This is a genomic window from Mycolicibacterium neoaurum, assembly GCF_036946495.1.
GTDB classification, from domain to species: domain Bacteria; phylum Actinomycetota; class Actinomycetes; order Mycobacteriales; family Mycobacteriaceae; genus Mycobacterium; species Mycobacterium neoaurum_B.
In genome coordinates this window covers 3,584,865-3,608,281 of sequence record NZ_JAQIIX010000002.1, presented here as the reverse complement: position 1 = coordinate 3,608,281, position 23,417 = coordinate 3,584,865, and the positions used below count along the sequence as shown (strand labels likewise).

The 23,417-nt window shown below is 67.7% G+C and carries 21 protein-coding genes and 1 tRNA gene; 9 read left to right on the top strand and 13 right to left on the bottom strand.

Annotated features, from left to right (window positions below; translation table 11 throughout):
- Positions 1-50: 50 nt before the first annotated feature.
- The 4 genes from PGN27_RS22715 to PGN27_RS22700 are packed head-to-tail and all read right to left on the bottom strand — an operon-like array spanning position 51 to position 4,181.
- Positions 51-485, bottom strand: a complete 435-nt coding sequence (locus tag PGN27_RS22715; protein ID WP_418888664.1) for a DUF5078 domain-containing protein — start codon at positions 483-485, stop codon at positions 51-53.
- Between the two features lie 38 nt (positions 486-523).
- Positions 524-862 (bottom strand): DUF732 domain-containing protein, encoded by a 339-nt coding sequence (locus PGN27_RS22710; RefSeq protein ID WP_335328134.1) that lies wholly within the window; start codon positions 860-862, stop codon positions 524-526.
- Entirely contained in the window at positions 859-3,762 is a 2,904-nt protein-coding gene (locus tag PGN27_RS22705) for an MMPL/RND family transporter (protein WP_335328133.1), read from the bottom strand. The genes PGN27_RS22710 and PGN27_RS22705 overlap by 4 nt, the downstream gene beginning before the upstream one ends.
- Positions 3,759-4,181: an MmpS family transport accessory protein gene (locus tag PGN27_RS22700; protein WP_030135870.1), complete on the bottom strand. Its 423-nt coding sequence runs from the start codon at positions 4,179-4,181 to the stop codon at positions 3,759-3,761. Before PGN27_RS22700 ends, PGN27_RS22705 begins: the two co-directional genes overlap by 4 nt.
- 203 nt (positions 4,182-4,384) lie before the next feature.
- Between PGN27_RS22700 and PGN27_RS22695 the strand changes: the two genes are divergently transcribed.
- Positions 4,385-5,038 carry a TetR/AcrR family transcriptional regulator gene (locus tag PGN27_RS22695; protein WP_335328132.1) on the top strand — a complete coding sequence of 218 codons (654 nt, stop codon included), beginning with the start codon at positions 4,385-4,387 and terminating at the stop codon, positions 5,036-5,038.
- Positions 5,039-5,156: 118 nt separating this feature from the next.
- On the opposite strand, the gene PGN27_RS22690 is transcribed toward PGN27_RS22695, so the two are convergent.
- From PGN27_RS22690 to pgm, 3 genes are all read right to left on the bottom strand, one after another.
- Positions 5,157-5,229: transfer RNA gene (locus PGN27_RS22690), tRNA-Ala, on the bottom strand.
- A gap of 56 nt (positions 5,230-5,285) precedes the next feature.
- Positions 5,286-6,554 (bottom strand): MFS transporter, encoded by a 1,269-nt coding sequence (locus PGN27_RS22685; protein ID WP_335328131.1) that lies wholly within the window; start codon positions 6,552-6,554, stop codon positions 5,286-5,288.
- A complete protein-coding gene (gene pgm / locus PGN27_RS22680; protein ID WP_335328130.1) occupies positions 6,551-8,185 on the bottom strand; it encodes a phosphoglucomutase (alpha-D-glucose-1,6-bisphosphate-dependent) in 1,635 nt (544 codons plus the stop codon). Before pgm ends, PGN27_RS22685 begins: the two co-directional genes overlap by 4 nt.
- Before the next feature lie 95 nt (positions 8,186-8,280).
- On the opposite strand from pgm, the gene PGN27_RS22675 reads away from it, so the two are divergent.
- On the top strand, positions 8,281-8,952 hold the full coding sequence (locus PGN27_RS22675; protein ID WP_335328129.1) for a hemerythrin domain-containing protein: 672 nt from the start codon (positions 8,281-8,283) through the stop codon (positions 8,950-8,952).
- Positions 8,953-9,033: 81 nt separating this feature from the next.
- Here PGN27_RS22675 and PGN27_RS22670 read toward each other — a convergent pair whose 3' ends face one another.
- Positions 9,034-12,291 (bottom strand): ATP-binding protein, encoded by a 3,258-nt coding sequence (locus tag PGN27_RS22670; protein ID WP_335328128.1) that lies wholly within the window; start codon positions 12,289-12,291, stop codon positions 9,034-9,036.
- Positions 12,292-12,513: 222 nt separating this feature from the next.
- Here PGN27_RS22670 and PGN27_RS22665 point away from each other — a divergent pair, with 222 nt between their 5' ends.
- From PGN27_RS22665 to mbtN, 5 genes are all read left to right on the top strand, one after another.
- Entirely contained in the window at positions 12,514-13,005 is a 492-nt protein-coding gene (locus PGN27_RS22665) for a fluoride efflux transporter FluC (protein ID WP_335328127.1), read from the top strand.
- Positions 13,002-13,367 (top strand): fluoride efflux transporter CrcB, encoded by a 366-nt coding sequence (gene crcB / locus PGN27_RS22660; RefSeq protein WP_335328126.1) that lies wholly within the window; start codon positions 13,002-13,004, stop codon positions 13,365-13,367. Before PGN27_RS22665 ends, crcB begins: the two co-directional genes overlap by 4 nt.
- 87 nt (positions 13,368-13,454) lie before the next feature.
- Positions 13,455-13,724, top strand: a complete 270-nt coding sequence (locus PGN27_RS22655) for an acyl carrier protein (RefSeq protein WP_335328125.1) — start codon at positions 13,455-13,457, stop codon at positions 13,722-13,724.
- A 17-nt stretch (positions 13,725-13,741) separates the two neighbouring features.
- Positions 13,742-15,316, top strand: a complete 1,575-nt coding sequence (mbtM, locus tag PGN27_RS22650) for a long-chain-fatty acid--ACP ligase MbtM (protein WP_335328827.1) — start codon at positions 13,742-13,744, stop codon at positions 15,314-15,316.
- Complete coding sequence (gene mbtN / locus PGN27_RS22645; RefSeq protein ID WP_335328124.1) at positions 15,313-16,497, top strand: mycobactin biosynthesis acyl-ACP dehydrogenase MbtN; 1,185 nt, start codon at positions 15,313-15,315, stop codon at positions 16,495-16,497. The genes mbtM and mbtN overlap by 4 nt, the downstream gene beginning before the upstream one ends.
- A gap of 16 nt (positions 16,498-16,513) precedes the next feature.
- Here the strand turns inward: mbtN and PGN27_RS22640 are convergent, their stop codons facing one another.
- Complete coding sequence (locus PGN27_RS22640) at positions 16,514-17,143, bottom strand: GNAT family N-acetyltransferase (protein WP_335328123.1); 630 nt, start codon at positions 17,141-17,143, stop codon at positions 16,514-16,516.
- A 179-nt stretch (positions 17,144-17,322) separates the two neighbouring features.
- On the opposite strand from PGN27_RS22640, the gene PGN27_RS22635 reads away from it, so the two are divergent.
- Positions 17,323-18,993: a patatin-like phospholipase family protein gene (locus tag PGN27_RS22635; RefSeq protein ID WP_418888634.1), complete on the top strand. Its 1,671-nt coding sequence runs from the start codon at positions 17,323-17,325 to the stop codon at positions 18,991-18,993.
- On the opposite strand, the gene PGN27_RS22630 is transcribed toward PGN27_RS22635, so the two are convergent.
- From PGN27_RS22630 to PGN27_RS22615, 4 genes are read right to left on the bottom strand one after another with little or no spacing between them, the layout of a single operon-like run.
- Complete coding sequence (locus tag PGN27_RS22630; RefSeq protein ID WP_019514492.1) at positions 18,990-19,385, bottom strand: DUF2237 family protein; 396 nt, start codon at positions 19,383-19,385, stop codon at positions 18,990-18,992. The two genes, PGN27_RS22635 and PGN27_RS22630, sit on opposite strands and share 4 nt — an antisense overlap.
- Before the next feature lie 7 nt (positions 19,386-19,392).
- Positions 19,393-20,547, bottom strand: a complete 1,155-nt coding sequence (nagA, locus tag PGN27_RS22625; RefSeq protein ID WP_335328122.1) for an N-acetylglucosamine-6-phosphate deacetylase — start codon at positions 20,545-20,547, stop codon at positions 19,393-19,395.
- The gene (nagB, locus tag PGN27_RS22620) at positions 20,548-21,333 is read right to left on the bottom strand and encodes a glucosamine-6-phosphate deaminase (RefSeq protein WP_335328121.1); all 786 of its coding nucleotides are present in this window, start codon (positions 21,331-21,333) and stop codon (positions 20,548-20,550) included.
- On the bottom strand, positions 21,333-21,794 hold the full coding sequence (locus tag PGN27_RS22615) for a PTS sugar transporter subunit IIA (RefSeq protein ID WP_335328120.1): 462 nt from the start codon (positions 21,792-21,794) through the stop codon (positions 21,333-21,335). The genes nagB and PGN27_RS22615 overlap by 1 nt, the downstream gene beginning before the upstream one ends.
- Before the next feature lie 82 nt (positions 21,795-21,876).
- Here PGN27_RS22615 and PGN27_RS22610 point away from each other — a divergent pair, with 82 nt between their 5' ends.
- Entirely contained in the window at positions 21,877-23,415 is a 1,539-nt protein-coding gene (locus PGN27_RS22610; RefSeq protein ID WP_335328119.1) for a PTS transporter subunit EIIC, read from the top strand.
- Positions 23,416-23,417: the final 2 nt, after the last annotated feature.

Here is a 23,417-nt window from a genome sequence, read left to right as displayed (position 1 = left end):
GGCGCGCTGACGATCGCTGTGCGAGCGCGAGCGCGCCGAAACCGTTCGGGTCAGCGGGCGACGGGCCAGGCCCACACGGACATGTCACCGCGCGGGTAGTTCATGCAGACCGCGGTGGCCTTGGCCACCACGCCCTTGTTGTTGAAGAACACCTTGGCCCAGTTACCCCAGCGGGTGGCCACCTGCTCGTAGTAGATGTTGGTGGCGGTGTCCTCGGAGTACTGGCGGCGGCCCGCGGCGTCCAGTGAGTAGAACCAGTGGATGCGGTCGACGGCCATCTGCTGCACATCGAGCGGTCGGTTGCTCTTGTCGAGCATGTACCGCTCGAAGTAGATCGGGCTGGTATCCCGCGCCGCGGCCAGATATTGCTCTGCATCGCACTGGGTTTCGATCTGCTTGCTCGGAATCGGGTACTCGTCGGTGGCGTCGGCCTGGGCCGACGGCGAGCCGAGCAGCGCGGCAGACAACGCGGCGACGGCCACCATGAAAGTGGAGCGGACGGGCCGGCTGTGGGTGTGTGCGTTCATGACTGCTCCTGATTCGCGGTCAACTTGTCCAGGTGCACCGGGCAGTACATCCGCAGCGCGGTTCCCAGGAATTGATACACCTGTGCGGTGCTGTTCGTCCGCGCCAGGTTCTGCGCCAGGAAGTGCGCGGAATCCGCTGCGGTGGCGTCGACTCCGGTGTCGAGTCGCTTACAGGTGATCTTGGCCATCCAGGCGTTGAAGTCCCGCTGACCGTAGATCCCGAACCCGTGCAGTTCGTTGGCGAAGTCGGTGTCGCGGTCGGCGACCGCGGTGGCGGTGCCGATCGGCAACACCATCGTCAGCGCTGCGGCCGCCGCGATCACGAATCGTCTCATGAGAGCACCTCTTCCGGACTGCGCTGCAACGGTTTCGGCCACGGCTGCGGCTTCGGGCGTGGCCGCACCTGCAGCGGCCACCAGAACCACCGACCCATCAGCGCAGCGATCGACGGTGTCATCAACGACCGCACGATCAGGGTGTCGAAGAGCAGGCCCAACCCGATCGTGCTGCCTACCTGGCCGATCACGATCATGTCGGACACCAGCATGCCGATCATGGTGAAGGCGAACACGAAGCCCGCCGCGGTGACCACCGAGCCCGTCCCGGCCATGGATCGGATGATCCCGGTGTGGATACCGGCGTGCACCTCTTCCTTCATGCGCGAGACCAACAGCAGGTTGTAGTCCGCACCGACGGCCAGCAGCACGATCACCGACATCGGTAGCACCATCCAGCCCAACGGGATACCGACGATGTGTTGCCACACCAGAACCGAGAGGCCGAACGCCGAACCGAGACTGAGCACGACGGTGCCCACGATGACCGCGGCCGCCGCGACGGCTCGGGTCAGGATCACCATGATCAGGAAGATCAGGATCAGCGAGGCCACCGCTGCGATCAGCAGGTCGTAGTCGGCACCCTGCTGCATGTCCTTGTACATCGCGGCACTGCCGCCGACATAGATCGTCGATCCCTCCAGCGGGGTGCCCTTGATGGCATCGGCGACGGCGACCCGCATCGGGTCGATGCGCTCGGTTCCGTCCTCGGTGAGCGGATCACCCTGATGGAAGACCGTGAAGCGCACGGCCTTTCCGTCCGGGGACATCATCAGCTTCATACCGCGCTGGAAGTCCGCGGTCTGGAAGGCCTCGGGCGGCAGGTAGAACGTGTCATCGTTGCGGGCGGCGTCGAAGGCCTCCCCCATCGCGGTGTTGTCCTCCAGGTTGGCCATGTTCTGGTCCTGCTGCATGCGCTGCGCCTGGTACTGGTTCAGCATGATCTGCTTCTGGTTCTTCAGCGTCTGGATCTGTGCCGGCAGTACCGCAGCCATCTGTGGCGTGAGCCGAGCCATCTCCTGCAGATCGGGGACGATTTCGGTGAAATCGTCACTCATGGTGCTGATGCCGTCCAGGCTGTCGAACACCGACCGCATCGACCAGCACAGCGGGATGTTGAAGCAGTGCGGTTCCCAGTAGAAGTAGTTGCGCAGCGGCCGGAACTGATCGTCGAAGTCCGCCAGGTGATCACGCACCTCGTTGAGATTGTCCGAGGTGTCGGACATCTTGTCCGCCATCCGCCGGGTCACCTCGGCGAGTTGCAGCGTGACGCTGTACATGGTTTCCATCGAGTCGATGCTCACCTGCAGGTCGTTGGCCTGCTGCAACGTATTGTCCAGCACCGTCTGCTGGAAGTCGTTGTTCATGAGCTGGCCGTTGCCGCTCTGGGACACGGTGTAGGCCAGCGTCGAATGCTTGATCGGCTTGCCGTCGGGCCGGGTGATGGTGGTGACCGAGGCGATACCGTGCACCTTGATCAACGCCTTGGCGATCTTGTCGATCACCAGAAAGTCCGCCGGGTTACGCAGATCGTGGTCGGCCTCCACCATCACCAGATCGGGGTTCATCTTGGCGTCCGAGAAGTGCCGGTCCGCGGCGGCGTAGCCGACGTTGGCGGGCACGGTGTCGGGCAGATAGATCCGGTCGTTGTAGGTGGTGTGGTAGCCGGGCAGGGTCAGCAGACCGATCAGGCACAGCACCATCGCACCGACCAGGATCGCGCCGGGCCAGCGCACCGTGGCGGTGCCGAGCTTGCGCCAACCCCGGGCCCGCGCAGTGCCCTTGGGCTCCAGCACCTTGCCGAACCGCGTCACGATCGAGATCAGCGCGGGCCCCATCGTCAGCGCGGCGGCCACCACGATCGTCATACCGACGGCCAGCGGGAAGCCCATGCTCTGGAAGTAGGGCAGCCGGGTGAAGTGCAGGCACAAGGTGGCGCCGGCGATCGTCATACCCGAGGCCAGCACGACATGCGCCGTGCCGTGGAACATGTCGTAGTAGGCGTCTTCACGGTCCAGTCCCGACCGGCGCGCCTCCTGATATCGACCGATCAGGAAGATCGCGTAGTCGGTGGCCGCGGCGATGGCCAATGTCACCACCATGCTGGTGGCGAACGTCGTCAGGCCGAACACCTCGTAAAAGCCGAGGAATGAGACGATTCCGCGCGCGGACAGCAAGCCGACGAACACCATCGACATGATCACCACCGTCGTGACGACCGACCGGTAGATGATCAACAGCATCACGATGATGATGCCGATCGTCACGCTCTCGATGGTTTTCATGCTGGCGTCACCGACGATGTTCTGATCGGTGGTCAGCGCGGCGGGACCGGTGACATAGGCGGCTACACCGGGTGGCGCCTCGGTGCTGTCGACGAGGTCACGCACCGTCTGCACCGACTCGTTGGCCAGCGCCTCGCCCTGGTCACCGGCGATGTAGACCTGCACGTAGGCGGCCTTGCCGTCGATGCTCTGCGCACCGGCCGCGGTCAGGCTGTCACCCCAGAAGTCCTGCACGTGCTGGACGTGTTTGGTGTCGGCGTTGAGCTTTCGGACGATTTCGTCGTAGAAGGCGTGTGCATCGGCGCCGAGGGGCTGGTCGCCTTCGAGCACGATCATCACCGAGCTGGAGGTGTCGTACTCCTGGAACTTCTCGCCAACATGCTTGGTGGCGATCAGCGCGGGCGCGTCGTTCGGGCTCATCGAGACCGCGCGGAGCTTGCCGACCTCTTCGAGCTGCGGGACGACGGTGTTCAGGATCGCGACGATGGCGATCCAGATGAGCACGATCGGCACGGCGAAGGCGCGGATGAAGCGCGGCAACTTCGGCCGGCTGGCGGCGGCATGGCGGGTCGGCGGGATGGGGCCGGTCGGTGCATCGTCCAGGGCGGTGCTCATGCGGCCTTCACCAGGCAGTAGGTGGCGGCGTTCATACCTTCAGCCGTCCTTTCGTCTTTGACCTCGTCGTCGACGGTGACGCGGCAGCTGATGGAGGAACCGTCGCCCTGGGCCATGATGTTGGGCATCACCGAGGGCAGCGTCGTTTCCAGGGTCAGGGTCCATGGCAGGCTGACTTCGCCTGTGCGCTGGGGCTTCCCGTCCAGATCGGCGTAGTTGATCTTGGCGTAGGAACCGGTGCCGAAGATCTCGTATTTCACGACCTTCGGGTTGAAGTTCTCGGCGGTATCGGCGTCGATCGGGGTGACGATGGCGCCGTCAGAACCGAACACCGAGCGCAGTTGCGAGACGGTCAGACCACCGATGACGATCGCGCCGACGATCAGGACGGGCAGCCAGACCCGCTTGACGACGTTCACCGGCCGACTCGAGGCGTGCCGGAACCGCTGCTGCGCAACGCGTTCACCGATCCTGAAATCCCCACGACTGATACAAGCCTTTCCATCGGGTGGCACCGCGCAACGATGGGCGGCGAGCGATCCTGAGAGAATCTAAGCTTCTAAAGCGGATAGAGTCAATCCGTTTCTAGCCAACGGTAAGCCTCATCACTAAAGTGGGCCACGTGATTGACAAACCATGCCGCGGCCTGCGCAAGGACGCCGAGCGCAACAGGCAGCGTGTGCTGACGGCCGCGCGCGAGCTGTTCGCGATCAAGGGCATGGAGGCCACCCTCAACGATGTCGCCCACCACGCCGGCGTCGGTGTCGGGACGGTGTACCGCCGCTTCGCGACCAAAGAGGAACTCGTCGAGGCGATCTTCGAGGACGGTATCGCCGAGGTCGTCGAATTGGCCGAAAAGGCGCTGCGATACGAGAATTCGTGGGAGGGGTTCGTCTGGTTCGTCGAGCGGCAGTGTGAGCTCGCGGCCACCGACCGCGGCCTGCGGCAGATGATCTACAGCCGGGCCTACGGCGGTGACCGCGTCGATTGCGCACGCGAGGAACTGGTGCCGCGGGTCTACCAGCTCGTGGAACGCGCCCGCCGCGACGGCTACCTGCGACCCGATATCCAGCACCCCGACACGCCGATCATCGGGCTGCTCGCCGGCACCGTGAGCGAGTGGGCGGGCGATGTCGAGCCCGATCTGTGGCGGCGCTATGTCGCCCTACTGCTGGAGGGCATGCGCAACCGGCCCGATATCAAACCCCTCGGCGTGGAACCGCTCAACGAGGAACAGATGCACGAGGCGATGCACGGTTGGGATCCGGCGGGCTGAGGCTCGGACGTCGAATGTGAATCGTCGTCGGTGATCGGCCCCGTTCGCCGCAAAGGATTCACACTCGGCGTCTTATGAGAAAAGGCCCCAGGCGCGATGCCTGGGACCTTCTCGAACGTGGAGCTAAGGGGATTCGAACCCCTGACCCCCACACTGCCAGTGTGGTGCGCTACCAACTGCGCCATAGCCCCGTTTGTTGTGCTGTAGAAACGTACACCACAGCCCCGCAGAGGTTCAAAACGGCTGGTCAGGGCACCTCTCCGCCGGCCTCCGGGCCCAAAGGACGGGCCGGGGTGTGCCCGGCGGGCGGCCGCCGGTGGGTCTCGGGAGCGAAAACCCAGGCCAGCGCGGCCAGCAGCATGATCACCCCGCTGATGACGAAAGCCCACGAAAACGACAGGTACTGGGCGATCAACCCGACCAGCAGCGAGCCGCCGATCGACCCGACATCGGCCATCATCTGGAACGTCGCCACCGCGGTCCCGCCCCGCGCCCGGCTGCCCACCACATCGGCGACGGCCGCCTGCTGCGGCGAGACGAAGATGCCCGTTGCCGCACCCGCGATATAGGCGGCCACCAGGAACACCGGCAGCGAGGTGGTGAACCCGACCGCCCCGGTGGACAACGCCGCCAGGGTCAGCCCGACGATCAGCAGCGTGCGCCGCCCCAGCCGGTCCGAGAGATACCCGCTGGGGATGACGACGGAGATGTTGCCCACCGCGAACGCGGTGAGCGCCAGCCCGGCCACTCCCGGGCTGCCGCCCAACACCTCCACGACGAACAGCGGGACCAGGGCCACCCGCAGCCCGAAGGAGGCCCAACCGGTCGCGAAATTGGACAGCAGCGCCGCCTTGTAGGCCCGGTGGGCGAACACCGTGCGAAACGGCACCGGCGGGTCGTCGTCGCCATCGGAGGAGGCGATCACCGCCGAGTTACGCAGGCTGACGAACACGACCGCCGCGGCCACCAGCAGTGCGGCACCGTAGATCAGGAACGGCGCCGATAGCCCCAGGCCGGCGGTCAGCGCACCGAGGATCGGGCCGCCGACCGACCCGATCATGAACCCCGATGAGAAGAGCCCGGATACCCGTCCGCGGGCGTCGGGGGGCGAGATCCTGATCATCAGCCCCAGCGAGGACACCGTGAACATCGCCGAGCCGACCCCGCCGAGGGACCGGAACAGCAGCAACTGCCAGTAGGTGTCGGCCAGCGCGCAGGCGCCGGTGGACAGCGCGACGATGATCAACCCGCCGATGTAGACGCGTCGCTCCCCCAGCCGCTGCACCAGGAATCCCGCGGGCGGCGCGCCGGCCAACCGCATGATCGCGAACGCGGTGATGACGAAGGTGGCCGCGGCGATGCTGACACCGAAGTGCCGGGCGTACTGCGGCAGAACCGGGGCGACCACCCCGTAGCCGAGGGCGACCACGAAGTTCGCGGCGGCCAGTACCCAGACCTCGCGCGGAAGCCGCGGCTTGGGTCCGGTCTGACAGTCGTGCTCCGTTCGAGAGCTCACCCGATGACTGTATTGACCACCGACTTGGCGGCCTCCTGCACCTCCGCCAGGTGCTCGGGGCCTTTGAACGACTCGGCGTAGATCTTGTAGACGTCCTCGGTGCCCGACGGCCGCGCGGCGAACCACGCGTTCTCGGTGGTCACCTTCAACCCGCCGAGGGCCGCCCCGTTGCCCGGCGCCGCGGTGAGTTTGGCGGTGATGGGCTCGCCGGCGAGTTCGGTCGCGGTGACCTGATCGGCCGACAGCTTGGCCAGCCGCGCCTTCTGCTCCCGGTCGGCGGGGGCGTCGATGCGGGCGTAGGTCGGCGCACCGTAACGCTCGGCGAGTTCGGCGTAGCGCTGCGACGGTGTCGACCCGGTGACCGCCAGGATCTCCGATGCCAGCAGCGCCAGGATGATGCCGTCCTTGTCGGTGGTCCACGTCGTCCCGTCGGTGCGCAGGAAGGATGCACCGGCGCTCTCCTCACCGCCGAAACCGATTGTGCCGGTGACCAATCCGTCGACGAACCATTTGAATCCGACCGGCACCTCGACCAGGATGCGGCCCAGCCCGCCGACCACCCGGTCGATGATCGAACTACTCACCGCGGTCTTGCCGACGGCAGTGTCCGGAGACCAACCGGTCCGGTGGGTGTAGAGGTAGTCGATGGCCACGGCCAGGTAGTGGTTCGGGTTGAGCAGACCACCGTCGGGGGTGACTATGCCGTGCCGGTCGGAGTCGGCGTCGTTACCGGTGGCGATCTGATAGCTGTCCCGGTTGGCGATTAGCGAGGCCATGGCGTTCGGTGAACTGCAGTCCATCCGGATCTTGCCGTCGGTGTCCAGCGTCATGAACCGCCACGTCGCGTCGACCAACGGGTTGACCACCGTCAGGTCCAGCCGGTGGGTCTCGGCGATCGCCGCCCAATAGTCGACGCTGGCCCCGCCCAGCGGATCGGCCCCGATGCGCACACCCTCGGCGCGGATCGCGTGCAGGTTCACCACATTGGGCAGATCCGCGACGTAGGCGTTCAGGTAGTCGTGCCGCTGCGCGGTCTGCAAGGCGCGCGCCAGCGGGACACGCCGCACATCCTTGAGACCGCCGCGCAGGATCTCGTTGGCGCGCTTGGCGATCACCGAGGTGGCATCGCTGTCGGCGGGCCCGCCGCTGGGCGGGTTGTACTTGAAACCGCCGTCGCGGGGCGGGTTGTGCGACGGCGTGACGACGATCCCGTCGGCCAGATCGGCATCTCTGCCGCGGTTGAACGTCAGGATGGCGTGGCTGACCGCCGGGGTCGGGGTGTAGCGATCGGCGGCGTCGATCATGGCGACCACCTCGTTGCCGGCCAGCACCTCCAGTGCCGATACCCAGGCCGGCTCGCTGAGTGCATGGGTGTCGCGGCCGATGAACAGTGGCCCGGTGGTGCCCTGCGCGGCGCGGTACTCGACGATGGCCTGCGTGGTCGCCAGGATGTGCGGTTCGTTGAACGCCCCGTCGAGTGCCGAACCGCGGTGCCCAGAGGTGCCGAACACCACCTGTTGGGCGACATCATCGGGATCGGGTGCCACGGTGTAATACGCGGTGACCAGATGCGGCAGGTCGACGAGATCTTCTGGCTGTGCCGGCTGCCCGGCTCGCGGATTGGCCACCATGGGTCCATCCTTGCCTACCCGCGGGGCGTGTGTCTCGCCGTCCTCGCAAGCCCGCCACAAGTTCTCCGCAAGTGGACACCGACAAGGTGATCACCATGAACAGCTCCGAACAAAAAGCCCAACTCAGCACCGTCGAGCCCGACCTCAGCGGCATCCTGCTCGCCCACCGCGCCATGGTCACAGATATCGGTCGGCTCGCCGAGCTGACCACCGCCATCGCCCAGCGCCGGACCCCGTACAGCGCCACCCGGGCCCGTGCCATCACCCGCTACATCGCGTTGATGTGCGAGTCGATCCATCACCACCACACCATGGAAGACGATGTGCTGTGGCCGATCATCGAATCCTCGGCGGCCGGTCTGGTCGACCTGACCGAGCTCACCGATGATCACGCCACCCTCGATCCTCGGCTGGATCGGCTGCGCGCGGCCGCAACGGCGTTCGCCCGTTCCGGGGACGCCGAGCTGGCCCGGCCGTTGGCCGCCGGGCTGGCCGATCTGCACCGGTTGCTGCACGCCCATATCGCCGATGAGGAGCGCGAGCTGTTCCCGGTGATCCGCAGGCATGTCTCGGTGGCGGATTGGCAGGCCGTGGAGACCGCGGCCCGCAAGACCGGCCGGTTGTCCTTCGAGGGGCCGCGGGTGTTGGCGGTCGCCACCGATGCCGAACGCGCCACCATCGCCGCGGAGCTGCCCGCCCCGCTGATGCTGTTGCTGCGTTTCTTGACCTGGCGGCATAACCGCTTCGAGCGCACCGTCTTCGGCTGAGCCGATGCCGAGAGTGACGCAATGGCAGCTCCGCTCAGGCAATTCGGTGCCAATACGTCACTCTCGGCGGGGGGCTGGGCCTCAGTCGAGCAGGGCCTGGGCCGCCGCGCGGAGTCGATCGATCAGTTCGGCAGCGGCCCGCCGGTGGTCCGCTGCGCGCTGGTGGTCACCGGTGGCCTCGGCGACGACGGCCAGCGCATCGTCGACCGGGCCGGTCAGCAGCGTGCCGTTGTCCAGCCCGGCGAACCGGCCCGAGTAGGGCCGCAGCTCCTCGGCGGTGCGCACCGCGACATCGAGGTCACCGACTGCGACCGCGGCGTGCGCGCGCAGCGTCGCCATCGCCACGAAATAGAACGAGCGCTCGTTGGGTATCCGCTCGGTCCAGATCTGGGCTGCCTCCTCCGGTCGGCCCGCCTGGTGCAGGGCGATCACGGCGCCGTCGGCGATCATCCTGGACACGTGGCGATGCACCGCCACCAGTTCGTCGGCCATCGGCGCGAGGCTGCCGCGGACCAGGTTCGCGCTGACGCGCCCGACGATCCCGATATGGGCCCCATTGGCGACGCCGTACTCGGCCAGTTTCGCCGAGACCGCGACATAACCGCGCTCTCCCTCGTCGGTGTGCCCGGCCAGCACCGCCAACTGGGCGCCGAAGGCGTCGAGGACGCCGAGCAGGAAGCCGAGCTGTCCGGTTCCCGCCCGCGCGACGGCCTGGTCGACGTGTGCGGCGGCGCGCGCCAGATCCGATCGCCCGGAGGCGTCCAGGAAGGCGAACCAGTGCGCGACCGCCTGGTAGTCCACGGCGTCGAGCTCCTCGGCCACCGAAAGCATCTCGGCGAGAACGCTTTCCCGCTCATCAGCGAGATCGGGTCCCAGGCAGGCGAACGCCCGGACGTTGAGCACCGCCAGCAGCAGCCACCGGTCATCGAGCCCGCGCACCAGCTCCAGCGCCTCGGTGCTGGCGGCCAGCGCGGCGTCGTGCTCGACACCCTCGAGTTCGGTGAACAGGGTCAGCAGCAAGCGGATTCGAATCGGAGTGAGCCGCTCGCGTTCGAGCACCCGGCGCAGCGGGTCGACGATGACGGGGTCGAGCTGGTCCCCGACCCGCACCCGCCAGACCAGCGGACTGGTCGACGCGGTCAGCGCCCGCACGGCCATCCCGTCATCATGACCGAGGTCCGCCATGGTGCGGTGCAGTTCCTCGCGGGAACCGAGCGCATCGCCGGCCTGGGCGAGTGCGGCGATCAGCCCGCAGCGCGCCGCTATCGCGGTCGCCTGGTCGGCACCGGCGAGTTCGAACATCTGCACCGCGCTGCGCCATCGCCTGGCGGCCTCGGCCGGGGCCCCGACGGCATCTGCCTCGGCCGCCGCGCCCATCGCGAAATCCGCTGCCTCCATGGCTGTTTCGGCGGTAGCCGCGGCGACGGCATGATATGCCAGTGACGCGGCATCTGCTCTGCGCCCGCGCAACATCTGCAGCGCCGCGGCGTGCAACCGGGACCGCCGCAGCACCGACATATCGTCGTACAGGGTGTCGCGAATAAGATTGTGCGCAAACCGGATCCGGTCCGGCGCCGATTCTTCCACCAGACCGGCCAGGACGGCGGGCTCCAGCGCGTCGAGCAGCGCATCGTCATCGCTGCGAGCAAGTTCGCCGAGCAGGGTGATATCGACCTCGCGCCCCAGCACCGCGGCCTGACGCAACGCGGTGGCGGTCTGTGGTGGCAACCGGGTCAGCCTGCGGCGCACCACATCACCGACGCCGGCCGGCACTGCCCCGTGCGCGGCATCGACACCCTCGGCGACCATCAACCGGACGAGCTCCCGCGCGAACAGTGGGTTACCACCGGTGCGCTCGCGCACCAGTCGCAGCGTCTCAGGCGTCACCGCCACCAGACCGCAGTCGGTCGCCAGCTGCATCAGCGCCGCATCGTCGAGACCGTCGAGCAGCAGGTGGGCCGCCGTGTGGTTGGCAAGGGCTGCCCTGGCCTGGCCGAGTTCGGCACCGGCTTCGGATGGTCGATAGGTGCCGACGACCAGCACCGGGTGGGTGGCCAGCCGGTCGGCAGTCAGCCGCAACAGCTCCAGGGTCAGACCGTCGGTGCGGTGCAGGTCGTCGAGCACCACCAACAGCGGCGCCCGTGCGGCCGCCTGCTCCAGCACATCGGCCAGCGCGTGCGCGGTCCAGAACGCGCCGATCTCGACCGGCCCACCGGTGTGCAGCAGCGGCGCCAGCGCGTCGGCCTGCTCGGTGGTCAACGACGCCGCGAAAGTCCGCAGCACCTCGGTCCACGCCCAGCCCGGCGGGGCACCGTCGACCTCGGGGCTGCGCCCGGCAGCCACCACCCAGCCGGACTCGCGAAGCCGGTTGGCCGCCGCATCGACCAACGTCGTCTTGCCCGCCCCGGCCTCCCCGCCGATCCACACCACCTTCAGACCTTCCGCCGCGGCGGTCGCGGCGCCGGCGAGCTCGGCCAGCTCCACGGTGCGACCGCGCAGCGCAGTGCTGGTCCGAACCTCATGCTGGGGTGCCACCGCGACCGGTTCCAGCTCGATCGGGTCGAGATGGACAGCCTGACGCAGAATGTCGCGTTCCAGGTCCCGCACCGCCCGGGCCGGTTCCAGGCCCAGTTCGTCGACGAGGTAGCCGGTCGTGCGGCGCAAGACATCCAGGGCGGCCACCTGACGACCACTGCGATAGTGCGCCGAGGCCAGCAGGCAGGCCGCCGCCTCCCGGGCCGGATGCTCGCGCACGACGGGTTCGAGCGCGCGCACCACGGCGGCGTGATTGTCCAGTGCCGCTTGGGCGGCGGCGTGCGCCTCGAGCATCGCCAACCGCACCTCGGCCAGGCGGGCGACCTCGGGCGCGGCCCACAGAGCATCACACACCTCGGCATAGGGATCGCCGGTCCAGGCCAGCACCAGATCCTGTAGACGCTCGGCCTGCTCCTCGGGCGGCGCGGGCGATCGTTCGGCGGCCGCGAAACCCGCCTCCAGCGCCCAGACATCGACGGCGCCGTCGGGCAACCGCAGGCAGTAGCCGGGCGCGGCACTGACGATCACCTGCGCCGGCGCCCGGCGTTCCCGGCCGGGTTCGAGCACCCGGCGCAGGTGCGAGATATAGGCCTGCAACGCGGCCAAGGCCTTCGGCGGTGGCTCTCCCGCCCAGAGATCCTCGATCAGCCGGTCGACCGAGACCACCTCGCCGTAGGCCAACACCAGCCGCAGCAGTACCGACCGTTGTTTCGGGCCGCCCAGATCCGCCGGCGTTCCATCGACCCATGCCCGCAACGGCCCCATGACGCTGACCCGCACCGGGAAAGGAACCTGCGCTGTCATGGTGTGCCGACCTTATCGGTCGGGCGATCACGCCACATACTTTGTCAATGGTGTTCACCGTGCGACGAAAACCGGCCGCCGCACATTGCCACTCGCAGTCCGGAGATGACTCCGATACCCTCGACCGCGGCGATGGATCTCCGCCGAGGCGCCCGGTGACAGGTGTCTGAACCGCCTCGCATGGAGGCTGATGGCTCCTTTCCACCAGGAAGGAGCATGCCCATGGCCGATCACCACGATCCGATTACCGCTTCATCGGTCGACCCCGATGCCGTCGAGCCCGCCCCGAGCCCCTTGCACGTGCGGCCGTCGGCGATCGCCGCGGTGGCACTGGGCGGCTTGCTGGGCGCCCCGGCACGCTACGGCCTCGAGGTGGCGTTTCCCCAGGTTGCAGGTCAATGGCCGGTCACGACATTCGCCATCAATGTGATGGGGGCGTTCCTGCTGGGTGTGTTGCTGGAAGGTCTCAGCCGACTGGGGCCCGACACCGGTTGGCGTCAGCGACTGCGCCTGGGCGTGGGCACCGGCGTGCTGGGCTCGTTCACCACGTACAGCACCCTGGCCGTGGACACCGATGAGCTGCTGCGTCGCAGTGAGTGGTGGGCGGCCGGGTCCTATGCGGTGGGCACGGTGCTCGTCGGCGGGCTGGCGACGGTGATCGGGATCGCGGTAGGCACTCGAATACCCCGCCGTGGCGAGGAGGCGGACCGATGATGGTGTTCTGGGTGGCATGCGCGGGCAGCCTCGGGGCGGTATCGCGGTTTGTCGTCGACGGGGCAGTCCGGCAGCGGCGGAGCACAGAATTCCCCTGGGCCACCGTGCTCATCAATGTCACGGGATCGCTCTTGCTCGGATTCATCGTCGGCCTTGTGCTGTTCCACGGGGTTCCCCGGGAACTGCAGCTGATCGTCGGGGTGGGATTCTGCGGCGGCTACACCACCTTCAGCACCGCCAGCGTCGAGACGATCCGCCTCATGCAGCGCCGCAAATACCGGGCAGGTGCCGTCAACGCCATCGGCACGCTGGTGATCACCGTCGCCGCCGCAGCGGCGGGAATGGCCGTGGCGGCGCTGTGAAGAGATCGCGACCAGCACACCTCCGCGACAGACAGCACATCAGGTAAGCCTACCCTGAGTAAAATCTCAGGTGTAGGGTCGCCCGTCATGGAAATCTCACAGTCCGACGCAGTGGATCCCCAGCTCCTGGCAATCCTGCGGGAGGACCTCAACATCGACGTCAGCCGGCTGAGCCGGGACTCCCGACTGGTCGACGACGTGGGCATGGACTCGGTGGCGTTCGCGGTCGGCATGGTCGCGATCGAGGATCGCCTCGGCGCGGCACTCGACGAAGAGGACCTGCTCAACTGTGAGACCCTCGGTGACCTGGAGAAGGTCGTCCTGGCGAAAATCCCTTCGGCGCAGGCCAACCCGTGAGCGCTGCGCCGTCGGTCCTGGCGCAGGCGCTATGCGAGTCGATGGCATCGACCGACCGTGCGCTTGCCGTGCTGGACACCGCCACCGGAACCTGGAACCGCCACCCGTGGGGTGAGATCCACGCGCGCGCCGAGAACGTCGCCGCCCGCATCTGTGCCGACGAGGCACCCGCCGTCGGCCTGGTCGGCGATCCCACCGTCGAGTTCATCTCGGCTATCCCGGGGGCATTCCTGGCCGGTGCCGCGGTGTCGATCCTGCCCGGTCCGGTGCGCGGAGCTGACCCGAAACGTTGGGCGCGGGCCACTTTGGACCGATTCGCCGGGATCGGCGTGCGGACGGTCTTCAGCCACGGTGCACCGCTGCGCGAGCTCAGTGCTGCCGACAGCCACATCACCGTGCACGATGTCGGTGCCGTCGCGCACACGCAACGCTCATACACCCATCACGGCGCCGTCGGCGACGCCGATATCGCGGTGTTGCAGGGCACCGCCGGATCGACCGGCACACCGCGGACCGCGGCACTGTCCCCCGCCGCGGTGCTGGCGAACCTGCAGGCACTGGTCACCAGGGTCGAGGTCACCGAAACCGACTGCGGCCATTCCTGGTTGCCGCTCTATCACGATATGGGGCTGTCCTTCGTACTGGCCACGGCGCTGGCCGGCGCCGAGCTGTGGCAGGCGCCCACCACGGCGTTCTCCGCCCAACCCTTCGGCTGGCTGAAGTGGATCACCGAGTCCCGAGCCACCCTGACGGCCGCACCGAACATGGCCTACAACATCATCGGCAAGTACTCCGGTCTGGTCAGCGACGCGGATTTCTCGGCGTTGCGATTCGCGCTCAACGGCGGGGAGGCCGTCGACTGTGACGGCAGCCGGCGTTTCGCCGAGGAGATGTCCCGGTTCGGGCTCGCGCCCGGTGTGCTGGCCCCGTCCTACGGTCTGGCCGAATCCAATTGCGCGGTGGCCGTTCCGGCCCCCGGGCAGGGGTTACGGGTCGACGAGATCCAGGTCGTCACCGACGACGGCGGATACCGGCGCACCCACGCCGTGCTGGGGCCCGCCATCCCGGGCATGGAGATCAGGATCGTGGCCGGCGATCAGTATTCGGGCGGTGTCGCCGACCGTGAGGTCGGCGAGGTGCAGATCCGCGGTACCTCGATGATGCGCGGCTACCTCGGCGAATCGCCGGTGGACAATCGAAGCTGGTTCCCGACCGGTGATATCGGCTACCTGCTCGATGACGGTCTGGTGGTCTGCGGACGCGCCAAGGAGATCATCACCGTCGCCGGACGCAACATCTTCCCGACCGAGATCGAGAACGTCGCCGCGCGAGTGGACGGTGTGCGGGCCGGTGCGGTGGTCGCCGTCGGTACCGACGGCCCGGCCACCAGGTCGGGTCTGGTGATCGCCGCGGAGTTCAAGGGTGCCGACGAACCGGCGGCCCGCACCGCCATGGTGTCACTCATCGCCTCCGAATGTGGGGTCGTGCCCGCCGATATCGTCTTCCTGGCGCCGGGATCGCTGCCGCGAACATCCTCGGGCAAGTTGCGGCGGCTGGAGGTCAAACGCAATCTGGAAGGTGCCGGACAATGACCATGGTCGACGATTCACCGGCGGCCACGACGCTGGCCGAGTTCGAAAGCCTGCTGGACAGGGTGTTCGACGATCGGGTCCGACACTGGACCGCCGAGGCCGAGCGCACCGACACCTTTCCCAGGGAGCTCATCGAATATCTGGGCCACGAAGGTGTTTTCGAGGCCAAGTGGGGAACCGACCAGCAGCCCGACGTGGCCAAGGTGATCGCGCTGGCATTGCAGCTCGGCAAGCTGGGGTCCGCCGGCATCGCGGTCGGGGTCAGCCTGCACGATTCGGCCATCGCACTGCTGCGGCGATTCGGCCGCACTCCGCACCTGAAGTCGATCTGCGAACGGGCCATCCGCGGTGAGGTGGTGCTGTGCGTCGGCGCCTCCGAGGAATCGGGCGGCTCGGACCTGCAGATCGTCGGCACGACCGTGCGATCTGTGGGAGATGGCTTCCAGGTGACCGGTATCAAGAAGTTCGTCTCGCTGTCCCCCATCGCCGATTACGTCATGACGGTGGCGCGCAATGTCGACAACGATCCCGACAGCAGGCACGGCAATGTCGTGGTGATCGCGGTCCCGCTACGCGATCCGGGAGTCCAGGTCCAGCGGCCGTACAAGAAAGTCGGCGCCGGGCCGCTGGACACCGCCGCGGTGCACATCGACACCTGGGTGCCCGCCGATGCGCTGATCGCCCGCGCGGGCACCGGACTGGCCGCCATCTCCTGGGGTCTGGCGCATGAACGCATGTCGGTGGCCGGGCAGATCGCCGGCAGTTGCCAACGCCTGCTGGGAATCACGCTGGCGCGCATGATGAGTCGTCGTCAGTTCGGGCACACCCTCTACGAGCATCAGGCACTGCGGATGCGGGTGGCCGACCTGCAGGCCCGGGTCGACATGCTGCGGCACGCGTTGAACGGTATCGCCGCCGGCGGCAAGCTGGACCTGCGCACCGCGGCCGCGATGAAGGTGTGCGCGGCCCGCCTCGGCGAAGAGGTGGTCTCCGAATGCATGCACATCTTCGGCGGCACCGGATACCTGGTCGACGAGACACCGCTGGGTCGGTGGTGGCGCGATATGAAGCTGGCTCGTGTCGGCGGCGGAACCGACGAGGTGCTCTGGGAACTGGTGGCCGCCGCGATGAAACCGGATCACGACGGCTACACCGAGATGATGAACGCCTCGGCCGGCTGACCGAAAAGCACAGCGGTCAGCGCAGTTCCGGGATATCTGCCAGCGTGCGGGGGAACACGTACAGGGCCATCTTGCGGTTCGACATCTGGTGTTCACCGAGGAACGTGCTGCCCACGTACTCGACCAGTCGACGGGCTCCGGTATTGCGATGGTCGGGGTCGAACATCACCCGTCGGCACTGCGGTTCCTGAGCGAAGATATCGGCCATCAGCTTGGGCAGGATCAACGGCGCGATACCGCGGTTGACCAGTCGGGTGTCGGCGATCGCTGCGTGCACCCCGAGGTCGTGGGGGTCGGCCGCGTACCGGGTGGCGATGGAATCCTTTGCCGCCCGGTATATCTCGACGTAGCCGATGTCCTCACCCTTGCGGCTGGCCAGAAACGGACGGGAGAATGTGCCGGCCAGCTGGGCCTTGAGGTAGCCCCGCCAGCGCTCCGGTGGCCAGGCGTATTCCCAGGCCTCGGCCAGATGCGGCAGGTTCATCCACCGCGAGATCAACTCGGCGTCGGCGTCGGGATCGACAAGACGCACGCCGTAAGGCGGTGCGACGGTGGGCGTCAGCGGAGGTCCGACCAGGCGGACGTCCTCGGGGATGTCGGTCAGCTCGCGCGGCAGAATCGGCAGCGGCTCGTCAGTCTCGATCATTTGACGCACGAGCCTACCCAACAGCGCCGATCCGGGGTCGGCTACATGGCTTGGCGACGACCTGGGATGGTAGGGATGTGATCCGTGACCACGTCGAAGAGCTGCGCAGGTGGGAGGATCGCGACGCGGCCCTGCTCGCCTACGTCGGTTCACGCGACGGTTCGGCCTAGAGTCACGTGGTGCAGATACCGTTCCTCGACCGGCGTGGCCCGGAACCGGCTCCCGTCGCTGAGGCCATCGCCGACTCGGCCGAGGAACTGGAGAACGTCGAGGCCCAGGACGCCGATCTGCCCACCGATGACCCGGCGCTGGTGTTGCAGAAGATGGAGAACCGGCTGGTGCGGCTGCACCTGGCCACCCCCGGGATCCTGAGCGATGAGCAGCTGCGCCGGTTGCGCTACCTGCTGAACTTCGCGAAATTGTCCGATTTCGAGCCCGGCGCGGCGGGCCCGGGCGGCACCCGGGGGCGCGGGGATGTCTCGGTGGCCGCCGAGCTGGCGAACTGGCGCGCCAGGGTGGCCAACACCCTGCACGGTCCACTGCGCGAGGACCGAGACGCCACCCGCGCGCTGACCGATGCCCGCCACATTCTCGACGCCCTGTCCGATGACCAGGACGAGCAGCGCAGCGGGCTCACCGAACGCCACGGCGCCCGGTTCTCCCAACGCGAACTCGACGCCGAGATCGGGCACAAGAAGTTGGTGACGGTCCTCGGCGGCGGTGGCGGCGCGGGTTTCGTCTACATCGGCGGGATGCGGCGGCTACTGGAGGCCGGTCAGGTCCCCGATTACATGATCGGTTCGTCGATCGGGTCGATCATCGGTGCGGTGATGGCCAGGTCGCTACCCGTGCCGATCGACGAGTACGTGGCCTGGGCCAAAACGGTGTCCTACCGCGCCATCCTCGGCTCCGAGGAACTGCGCAGGCGGCACGGCCTCACCGGCATGTTCGCCCTGCGTTTCGACGAGTTCGCGCACGGGTTGTTCACCCGCGAGGACGGCGAGCAGATGCGGATGTCCGATCTGGGCATCCCCTACGAGGCGGTGGTGGCCGGGGTGCGCAGGCAGCCGTTCGCGGCGCTGCCCGCCAAGTTCCGCCATCAAGAGCTCGCGGTATTGCGGATGCGCACACTGCCGTTCCTGCCCATCGGCATGGGCCCGGAGGTGGCGGCCCGGATGTGGCAGGCGGCCGCGTTCATCGACTCCCGAGTGGTCAAGGCGATCGTGGTGGGCGGTGACGCGCTGACCCGCGAACTCAACGTCGTCGATGCCGCATCGTTCTCCTCGGCCATCCCCGGTGTGCTGCACCATGAAACGCGGGATCCGGCGATGGTGCCGATCCTCGACGAGATGTTGGCCGCCCATGACGTCGGCGCGATCGTCGACGGTGGCACCGCAAGCAATGTGCCGGTGGAGTTGGCATGGAAACGCATCCGCGACGGTCGGCTCGGCACCCGCAATGCCTGTTATCTCGCCTTCGACAGTTTCCATCCGCAATGGGATCCGCGGCACCTGTGGCTCGCGCCGATCGCGCAGGCGATCCAGCTGCAGATGGTGCGCAACCTGCCGTACTCCGATCACATCGTCCGGTTCGCCCCGACCCTGTCGCCGCTGAACCTGGCGCCGTCGACGGCCTCGATCGACCGGGCCTGCGGGTGGGGGCACAAGCGGGTGGACAAGGCCATTCCCATCACTTCCGCACTGCTGCAGCCGATCTGGTGGGAGGACGTACCCGAGCCGGAACGTTCGCGCGCCGCCAAGGACACCGCGACGCCGATGAGCACCGTGCTGTCGGAGGCCCAGCGTCCGCGCAACCGGTTCGAACGCTGGCGGGACCGCTACCTCACCTAGAGATCGCTGGCATCGTCCGGCACATCGACGGCATGCTCGGCGAGCACCTCGATCGGCACGATGCTCAGCGTGCGCTCATGGGTGCACGCCATCACCACCGGTGCGGCGAATCCGTCCTGGTAGGCGCGCAACCAGTTGACCGCCGTGACGCACCAGCGATCTCCGGGCACCAGACCGGGAAAGCGATACTGCGGCATGGGTGTGCTCAGGTCATTGCCGATGGACCGCTGGTGTTCCAGGAATTCGGCGGTCACCACGGCGCAAATGGTGTGCATTCCCGCGTCCTCCGGACCGCTGGAACAACAGCCGTCGCGGTAAAAACCGGTCACCGGATCGCTGCCGCATGGTTCCAGCGGGCCGCCCAGCACATTCAATTCGGGGTGTTCGGGCATGCCCCCATCATGCATCCCCACCCGCCGGGTCGAGCACCCAGCCACCGCGGCGCAGCACCCCGGTCACCGCGAGGTCAGCGTCGAGCACCACCAGATCCGCCGCCGCTCCGGCCACCAGCCGCGCGTCGGGCAGACCAAGTGCGCGGGCCGGATTCACCGAGGCCTGGGCCACCGCCGCGCACAACGCCGCATCGCGGGCCAACCCGCTGTGGGCCACCGCGAACCGGAACACCCGGTCCATCGTCGCCGTGCTGCCGGCGATCGTCTCGGTGCCTGCGACCCGGGCAACCCCGTCGCGCACCTGCACCCCCAGCGGACCCAGCTCGTACCAGCCGTCGGCCATCCCGGTGGCGGCCATCGCATCGGTGATCAGCGATACCCGTTGCGGCCCAGCGCTTCGCGTGATGTGCCGGTAGATCGCCGGGTCGACGTGCACCCCGTCGGTGATGACCTCGACGGTGACCCGGTCATCCTCCAGCAGCGCGATGATCGGGCCGGGTTCCCGGCGGTCGATGGGCCGCATCGCGTTGAACAGATGGGTGCCGACTCGTGCGCCGGCGTCGATGGCCGCGCGGGTCTGCGCGTAGGTCGCCTCGGTGTGACCCACGGCGACCACGACGCCCGCCGACCGGAGTTGAGCGACCGCGGCGAGCGCTCCGTGGCGTTCCGGGGCCAGCGTCACCATCCGGATACAGCCCGCGCCTGCGTCGAGCACGCGGGCCACCTCGTCGCGGTCCGGATCACGCATCAAAGCGGGTTCGTGTGCACCACAACGCAACTCGGAAAGCCACGGACCTTCCAGGTGGATACCGTCGAGCAACCCGGCCCGCACATCGCCGGCCAGCGCGCCGACCTGGCGCAGCAGCTCATCGGGTGCCGCGGTGACCAGCGAGGCGACGATCCTGGTGCTGCCGTGCCTGCGGTGCAGATCGACCGCCGCGGCCGTCTGCTCGGTACTGCCTGCGGTGAAGTTGGCGCCGGCCCCGCCATGGACGTGGGTGTCGACGAATCCCGGCACCACGGTGACCGCACCCAACACTCGGTCGGGCGGGCCGGGCGGAGCACCGGATCCCGTGGCACGCACCGTCTCCCCGGCGATGTCGATCCACCCCGGGCGCAGCAGTTGCGCACCCGTCAGCAGGGTATCGGCGACCAGCAGCACTCAGATGCCCTGCCAGTCGGGCTTGGATCGATAGGTCTCGCGGTAGTACTCGGCGAGCTGCAGACGGCGGGCTGCGCCATCGTCGAGCAGCACCGTCACGTGCGGATGGTGCTGCAGGACGGTGGCCGGCCACATCGCGCTGACCGCCCCCTCCACCAGGTGGTGCACGGCCTCGGCCTTGCTGCGCCCGATGGCCACCAGCACGATGTGCCGGGCCTCGAGGATGGTGCCCAGCCCCTGGGTCAGGCAGTGGGTGGGCACGGCGTCGATATCGTCGCCGAAGAAGCGGGCGTTGTCGCGGCGGGTCTGTTCGGTCAGCGTCTTGATCCGGGTGCGCGAGGCCAGTGAGGAGCCGGGTTCGTTGAACCCGATGTGCCCGTCGGTGCCGATCCCGAGGATCTGCAGGTCCACTCCCCCTGCGGCGGCGATGGCCGCCTCGTACGCCGCGCAGGCCGCCGGGATGTCCTCGGCTAGGCCGTCGGGCCCCTGCACGGCACCATCGGCGAAGTCCACCCGGTCGACGAAAACGGTGTCGATGACATTGCGGTAGCGCTCGGGGTGGTCGGCGGGTAGACCGACGTATTCATCGAGGGTGAACCCGCGGACCTGCTGGAACGACAGCCCGCCCGCGGCATGGCGGGTGGCCAGTTCGTCATAGATGGACAGCGGCGAGGACCCGGTGGCCAACCCGAACACGGCATCGGGTGTGCGATCCAGCAGCGCACCGATGGCGTCCGCGGCGACGCTGCCGATCGCGGCGGCGTCGGGCAGGATGACGACCTCCATCAGCTGTTCGCCACGAAGAGTCCAGCACCGGCGGTCAGGTGGGCCCCCAGCGGCGGGGTCACCGCGATATTGCCGGGTTCGCGCTCGTCCATGATCACCACGGGCACGATCGGGTTGAGCCCCTTGTCCACCACCGACGGGATGTCGTAGGTGATGACGACCTCGCCTGCGGTGACCTGAACACCCTCCTGCAGCACCGTGGTGAAACCCTCACCCTTGAGCGCCACGGTGTCCAGGCCAAGATGTACCAGCACGCCCACGTTGTCCGGCGTCAGCACGATGAAGGCGTGCGGCATGAGCTTGAGCAGCTTGCCGGACACCGGCGCGACGGCGTCGACGATCTCGTGCGGCGGGTCGATCGCGGCGCCGACACCGACCATGCCTTGGGAGAACACCGGATCGGGTACATCGGCGAGGGCGACGGCGCGTCCCGCCACCGGCGCCAGCACGTTTGTCGTCATGGCTGCAACACTACGAGCGGCGCACCGCGGGCGTTGCCGAACACGGTCTTGGGTTGCGCCCTTTGGGGCTAAGCTGCCGCGAATGGGTGGGTCGACCAAACCACAGCACAGTCCCCGCATCCCGGGGTTCGCACAACTTCAGCGGCTCGGCAAGAGCCTGATGCTGCCGATCGCGGTGCTCCCCGCGGCGGGCATCCTGTTGCGGCTGGGCCAGCCGGATCTGCTGGGCCGCATCGAGGCGCCGGTGGTCGGGCCGTTCTTCCAGGCCATGAGCGCGGCCGGCGGCGCGCTGTTCGACAACCTGGCGTTGTTGTTCGCTGTCGGTGTCGCGATCGGTTTCGCCAGAAAAGCCGACGGGTCGACCGCGTTGGCAGCCGTGGTCGGCTATCTGGTGATGGACAAGGTCTTCGAGACCATGTCGCCGTTCGTCCTCGCCGGTGTGCTCGACAAGGCCGGTGAACAGGCGCAGATCAATTACAGCGTCTTCGGCGGCATCGTCATCGGCCTGCTGACCGCCTGGCTGTTCGACAAGTACCACACCATCGAATTGCCCTCGTATCTCGGCTTCTTCGGCGGCCGCCGGTTCGTTCCGATCGTGGTGTCACTGGCCAGCCTCTTCGTGGCGTTCGCGATGAGTTACTTCTATCCGCTTTTCGACAGCGGGTTGACCAGTCTGGGGCAGTTCATCGGCGGATCCGGCGCCATCGGTGCATTCGTCTACGGGTTCGCCAACCGGATGCTCATCCCGGTGGGTTTGCACCACATCCCGAACTCCTACATCTGGTTCCTCTACGGCGATTACGACACCCCCAACGGGGTCGTCACCGGTGAGCTCACCCGCTTCGCCGCGGGTGATCCCACCGGCGGGCACCTGACGGCGGGCTTCTACCCGATCCTGATGTTCGGTCTGCCAGCCGCGGCGCTGGCGATGATCCACGTCGCCGACAAGAAGCAGCGCAAGGTCGCCGTCGGCATCCTGTCCGCGGCGGCGCTGACGGCGTTTCTCACCGGCGTCACCGAACCGCTGGAGTTCGCGTTCATGTTCGTCGCGTTCCCGCTGTACGTCATCCACGCGGTACTGACCGGTCTGTCGCTGGCGATCGCCTATGCCCTGGACATCCATCTGGGCTTCTCGTTCTCCGCGGGCCTGATCGATCTCCTGCTCTACGGCGGAGCCCCGGCGGCCAAGAACATTCCGCTGCTGGTGGGCATGGGCCTGGTGTTCTTCGTCGTGTACTACCTGTTGTTCCGCTTCGCCATCACCCGGTGGAATCTGCGCACACCGGGTCGCGAGCCCGAGGAGGAGTTCGTGGCCGAGGAGGCCGCCAATGTCGGTGCCGGCACCGGGTCCGCCACCGCGGTCGCAGCAGGTTCCGATCCCGGTACTGAGGCATCGCGCGCCGAGCAGGTGATCGCCGCATTCGGCGGCCGGGACAACCTGGTCAACGTCGACGCCTGCATCACCCGCCTGCGGATGGAGGTCGCCGATCCGTCGAAGGTTGATCAGGCCCGGTTGAAGAGTCTCGGCGCGGCCGGCGTCATCGAGGTCGGTAACAACGTGCAGGCCGTGTTCGGCACCGAGGCCGAGGCGCTGAAGAACGACATCAACAGCGCCCGCTGAAC

Coding starts and splice junctions, on each gene's coding strand:
- PGN27_RS22715 (WP_418888664.1), bottom strand. CDS start 485: ATGGTGGCCGTCGCCGCGTTGTCTGCCGCGCTGCTCGGCTCGCCGTCG.
- PGN27_RS22710 (WP_335328134.1), bottom strand. CDS start 862: ATGAGACGATTCGTGATCGCGGCGGCCGCAGCGCTGACGATGGTGTTG.
- PGN27_RS22705 (WP_335328133.1), bottom strand. CDS start 3,762: ATGAGCACCGCCCTGGACGATGCACCGACCGGCCCCATCCCGCCGACC.
- pgm (WP_335328130.1), bottom strand. CDS start 8,185: ATGGTGGCCAATCCGCGAGCCGGGCAGCCGGCACAGCCAGAAGATCTC.
- PGN27_RS22675 (WP_335328129.1), top strand. CDS start 8,281: ATGAACAGCTCCGAACAAAAAGCCCAACTCAGCACCGTCGAGCCCGAC.
- PGN27_RS22670 (WP_335328128.1), bottom strand. CDS start 12,291: ATGACAGCGCAGGTTCCTTTCCCGGTGCGGGTCAGCGTCATGGGGCCG.
- PGN27_RS22665 (WP_335328127.1), top strand. CDS start 12,514: ATGGCCGATCACCACGATCCGATTACCGCTTCATCGGTCGACCCCGAT.
- crcB (WP_335328126.1), top strand. CDS start 13,002: ATGATGGTGTTCTGGGTGGCATGCGCGGGCAGCCTCGGGGCGGTATCG.
- PGN27_RS22655 (WP_335328125.1), top strand. CDS start 13,455: ATGGAAATCTCACAGTCCGACGCAGTGGATCCCCAGCTCCTGGCAATC.
- mbtN (WP_335328124.1), top strand. CDS start 15,313: ATGACCATGGTCGACGATTCACCGGCGGCCACGACGCTGGCCGAGTTC.
- PGN27_RS22640 (WP_335328123.1), bottom strand. CDS start 17,143: ATGATCGAGACTGACGAGCCGCTGCCGATTCTGCCGCGCGAGCTGACC.
- PGN27_RS22630 (WP_019514492.1), bottom strand. CDS start 19,385: ATGCCCGAACACCCCGAATTGAATGTGCTGGGCGGCCCGCTGGAACCA.
- nagB (WP_335328121.1), bottom strand. CDS start 21,333: ATGGAGGTCGTCATCCTGCCCGACGCCGCCGCGATCGGCAGCGTCGCC.
- PGN27_RS22615 (WP_335328120.1), bottom strand. CDS start 21,794: ATGACGACAAACGTGCTGGCGCCGGTGGCGGGACGCGCCGTCGCCCTC.
- PGN27_RS22610 (WP_335328119.1), top strand. CDS start 21,877: ATGGGTGGGTCGACCAAACCACAGCACAGTCCCCGCATCCCGGGGTTC.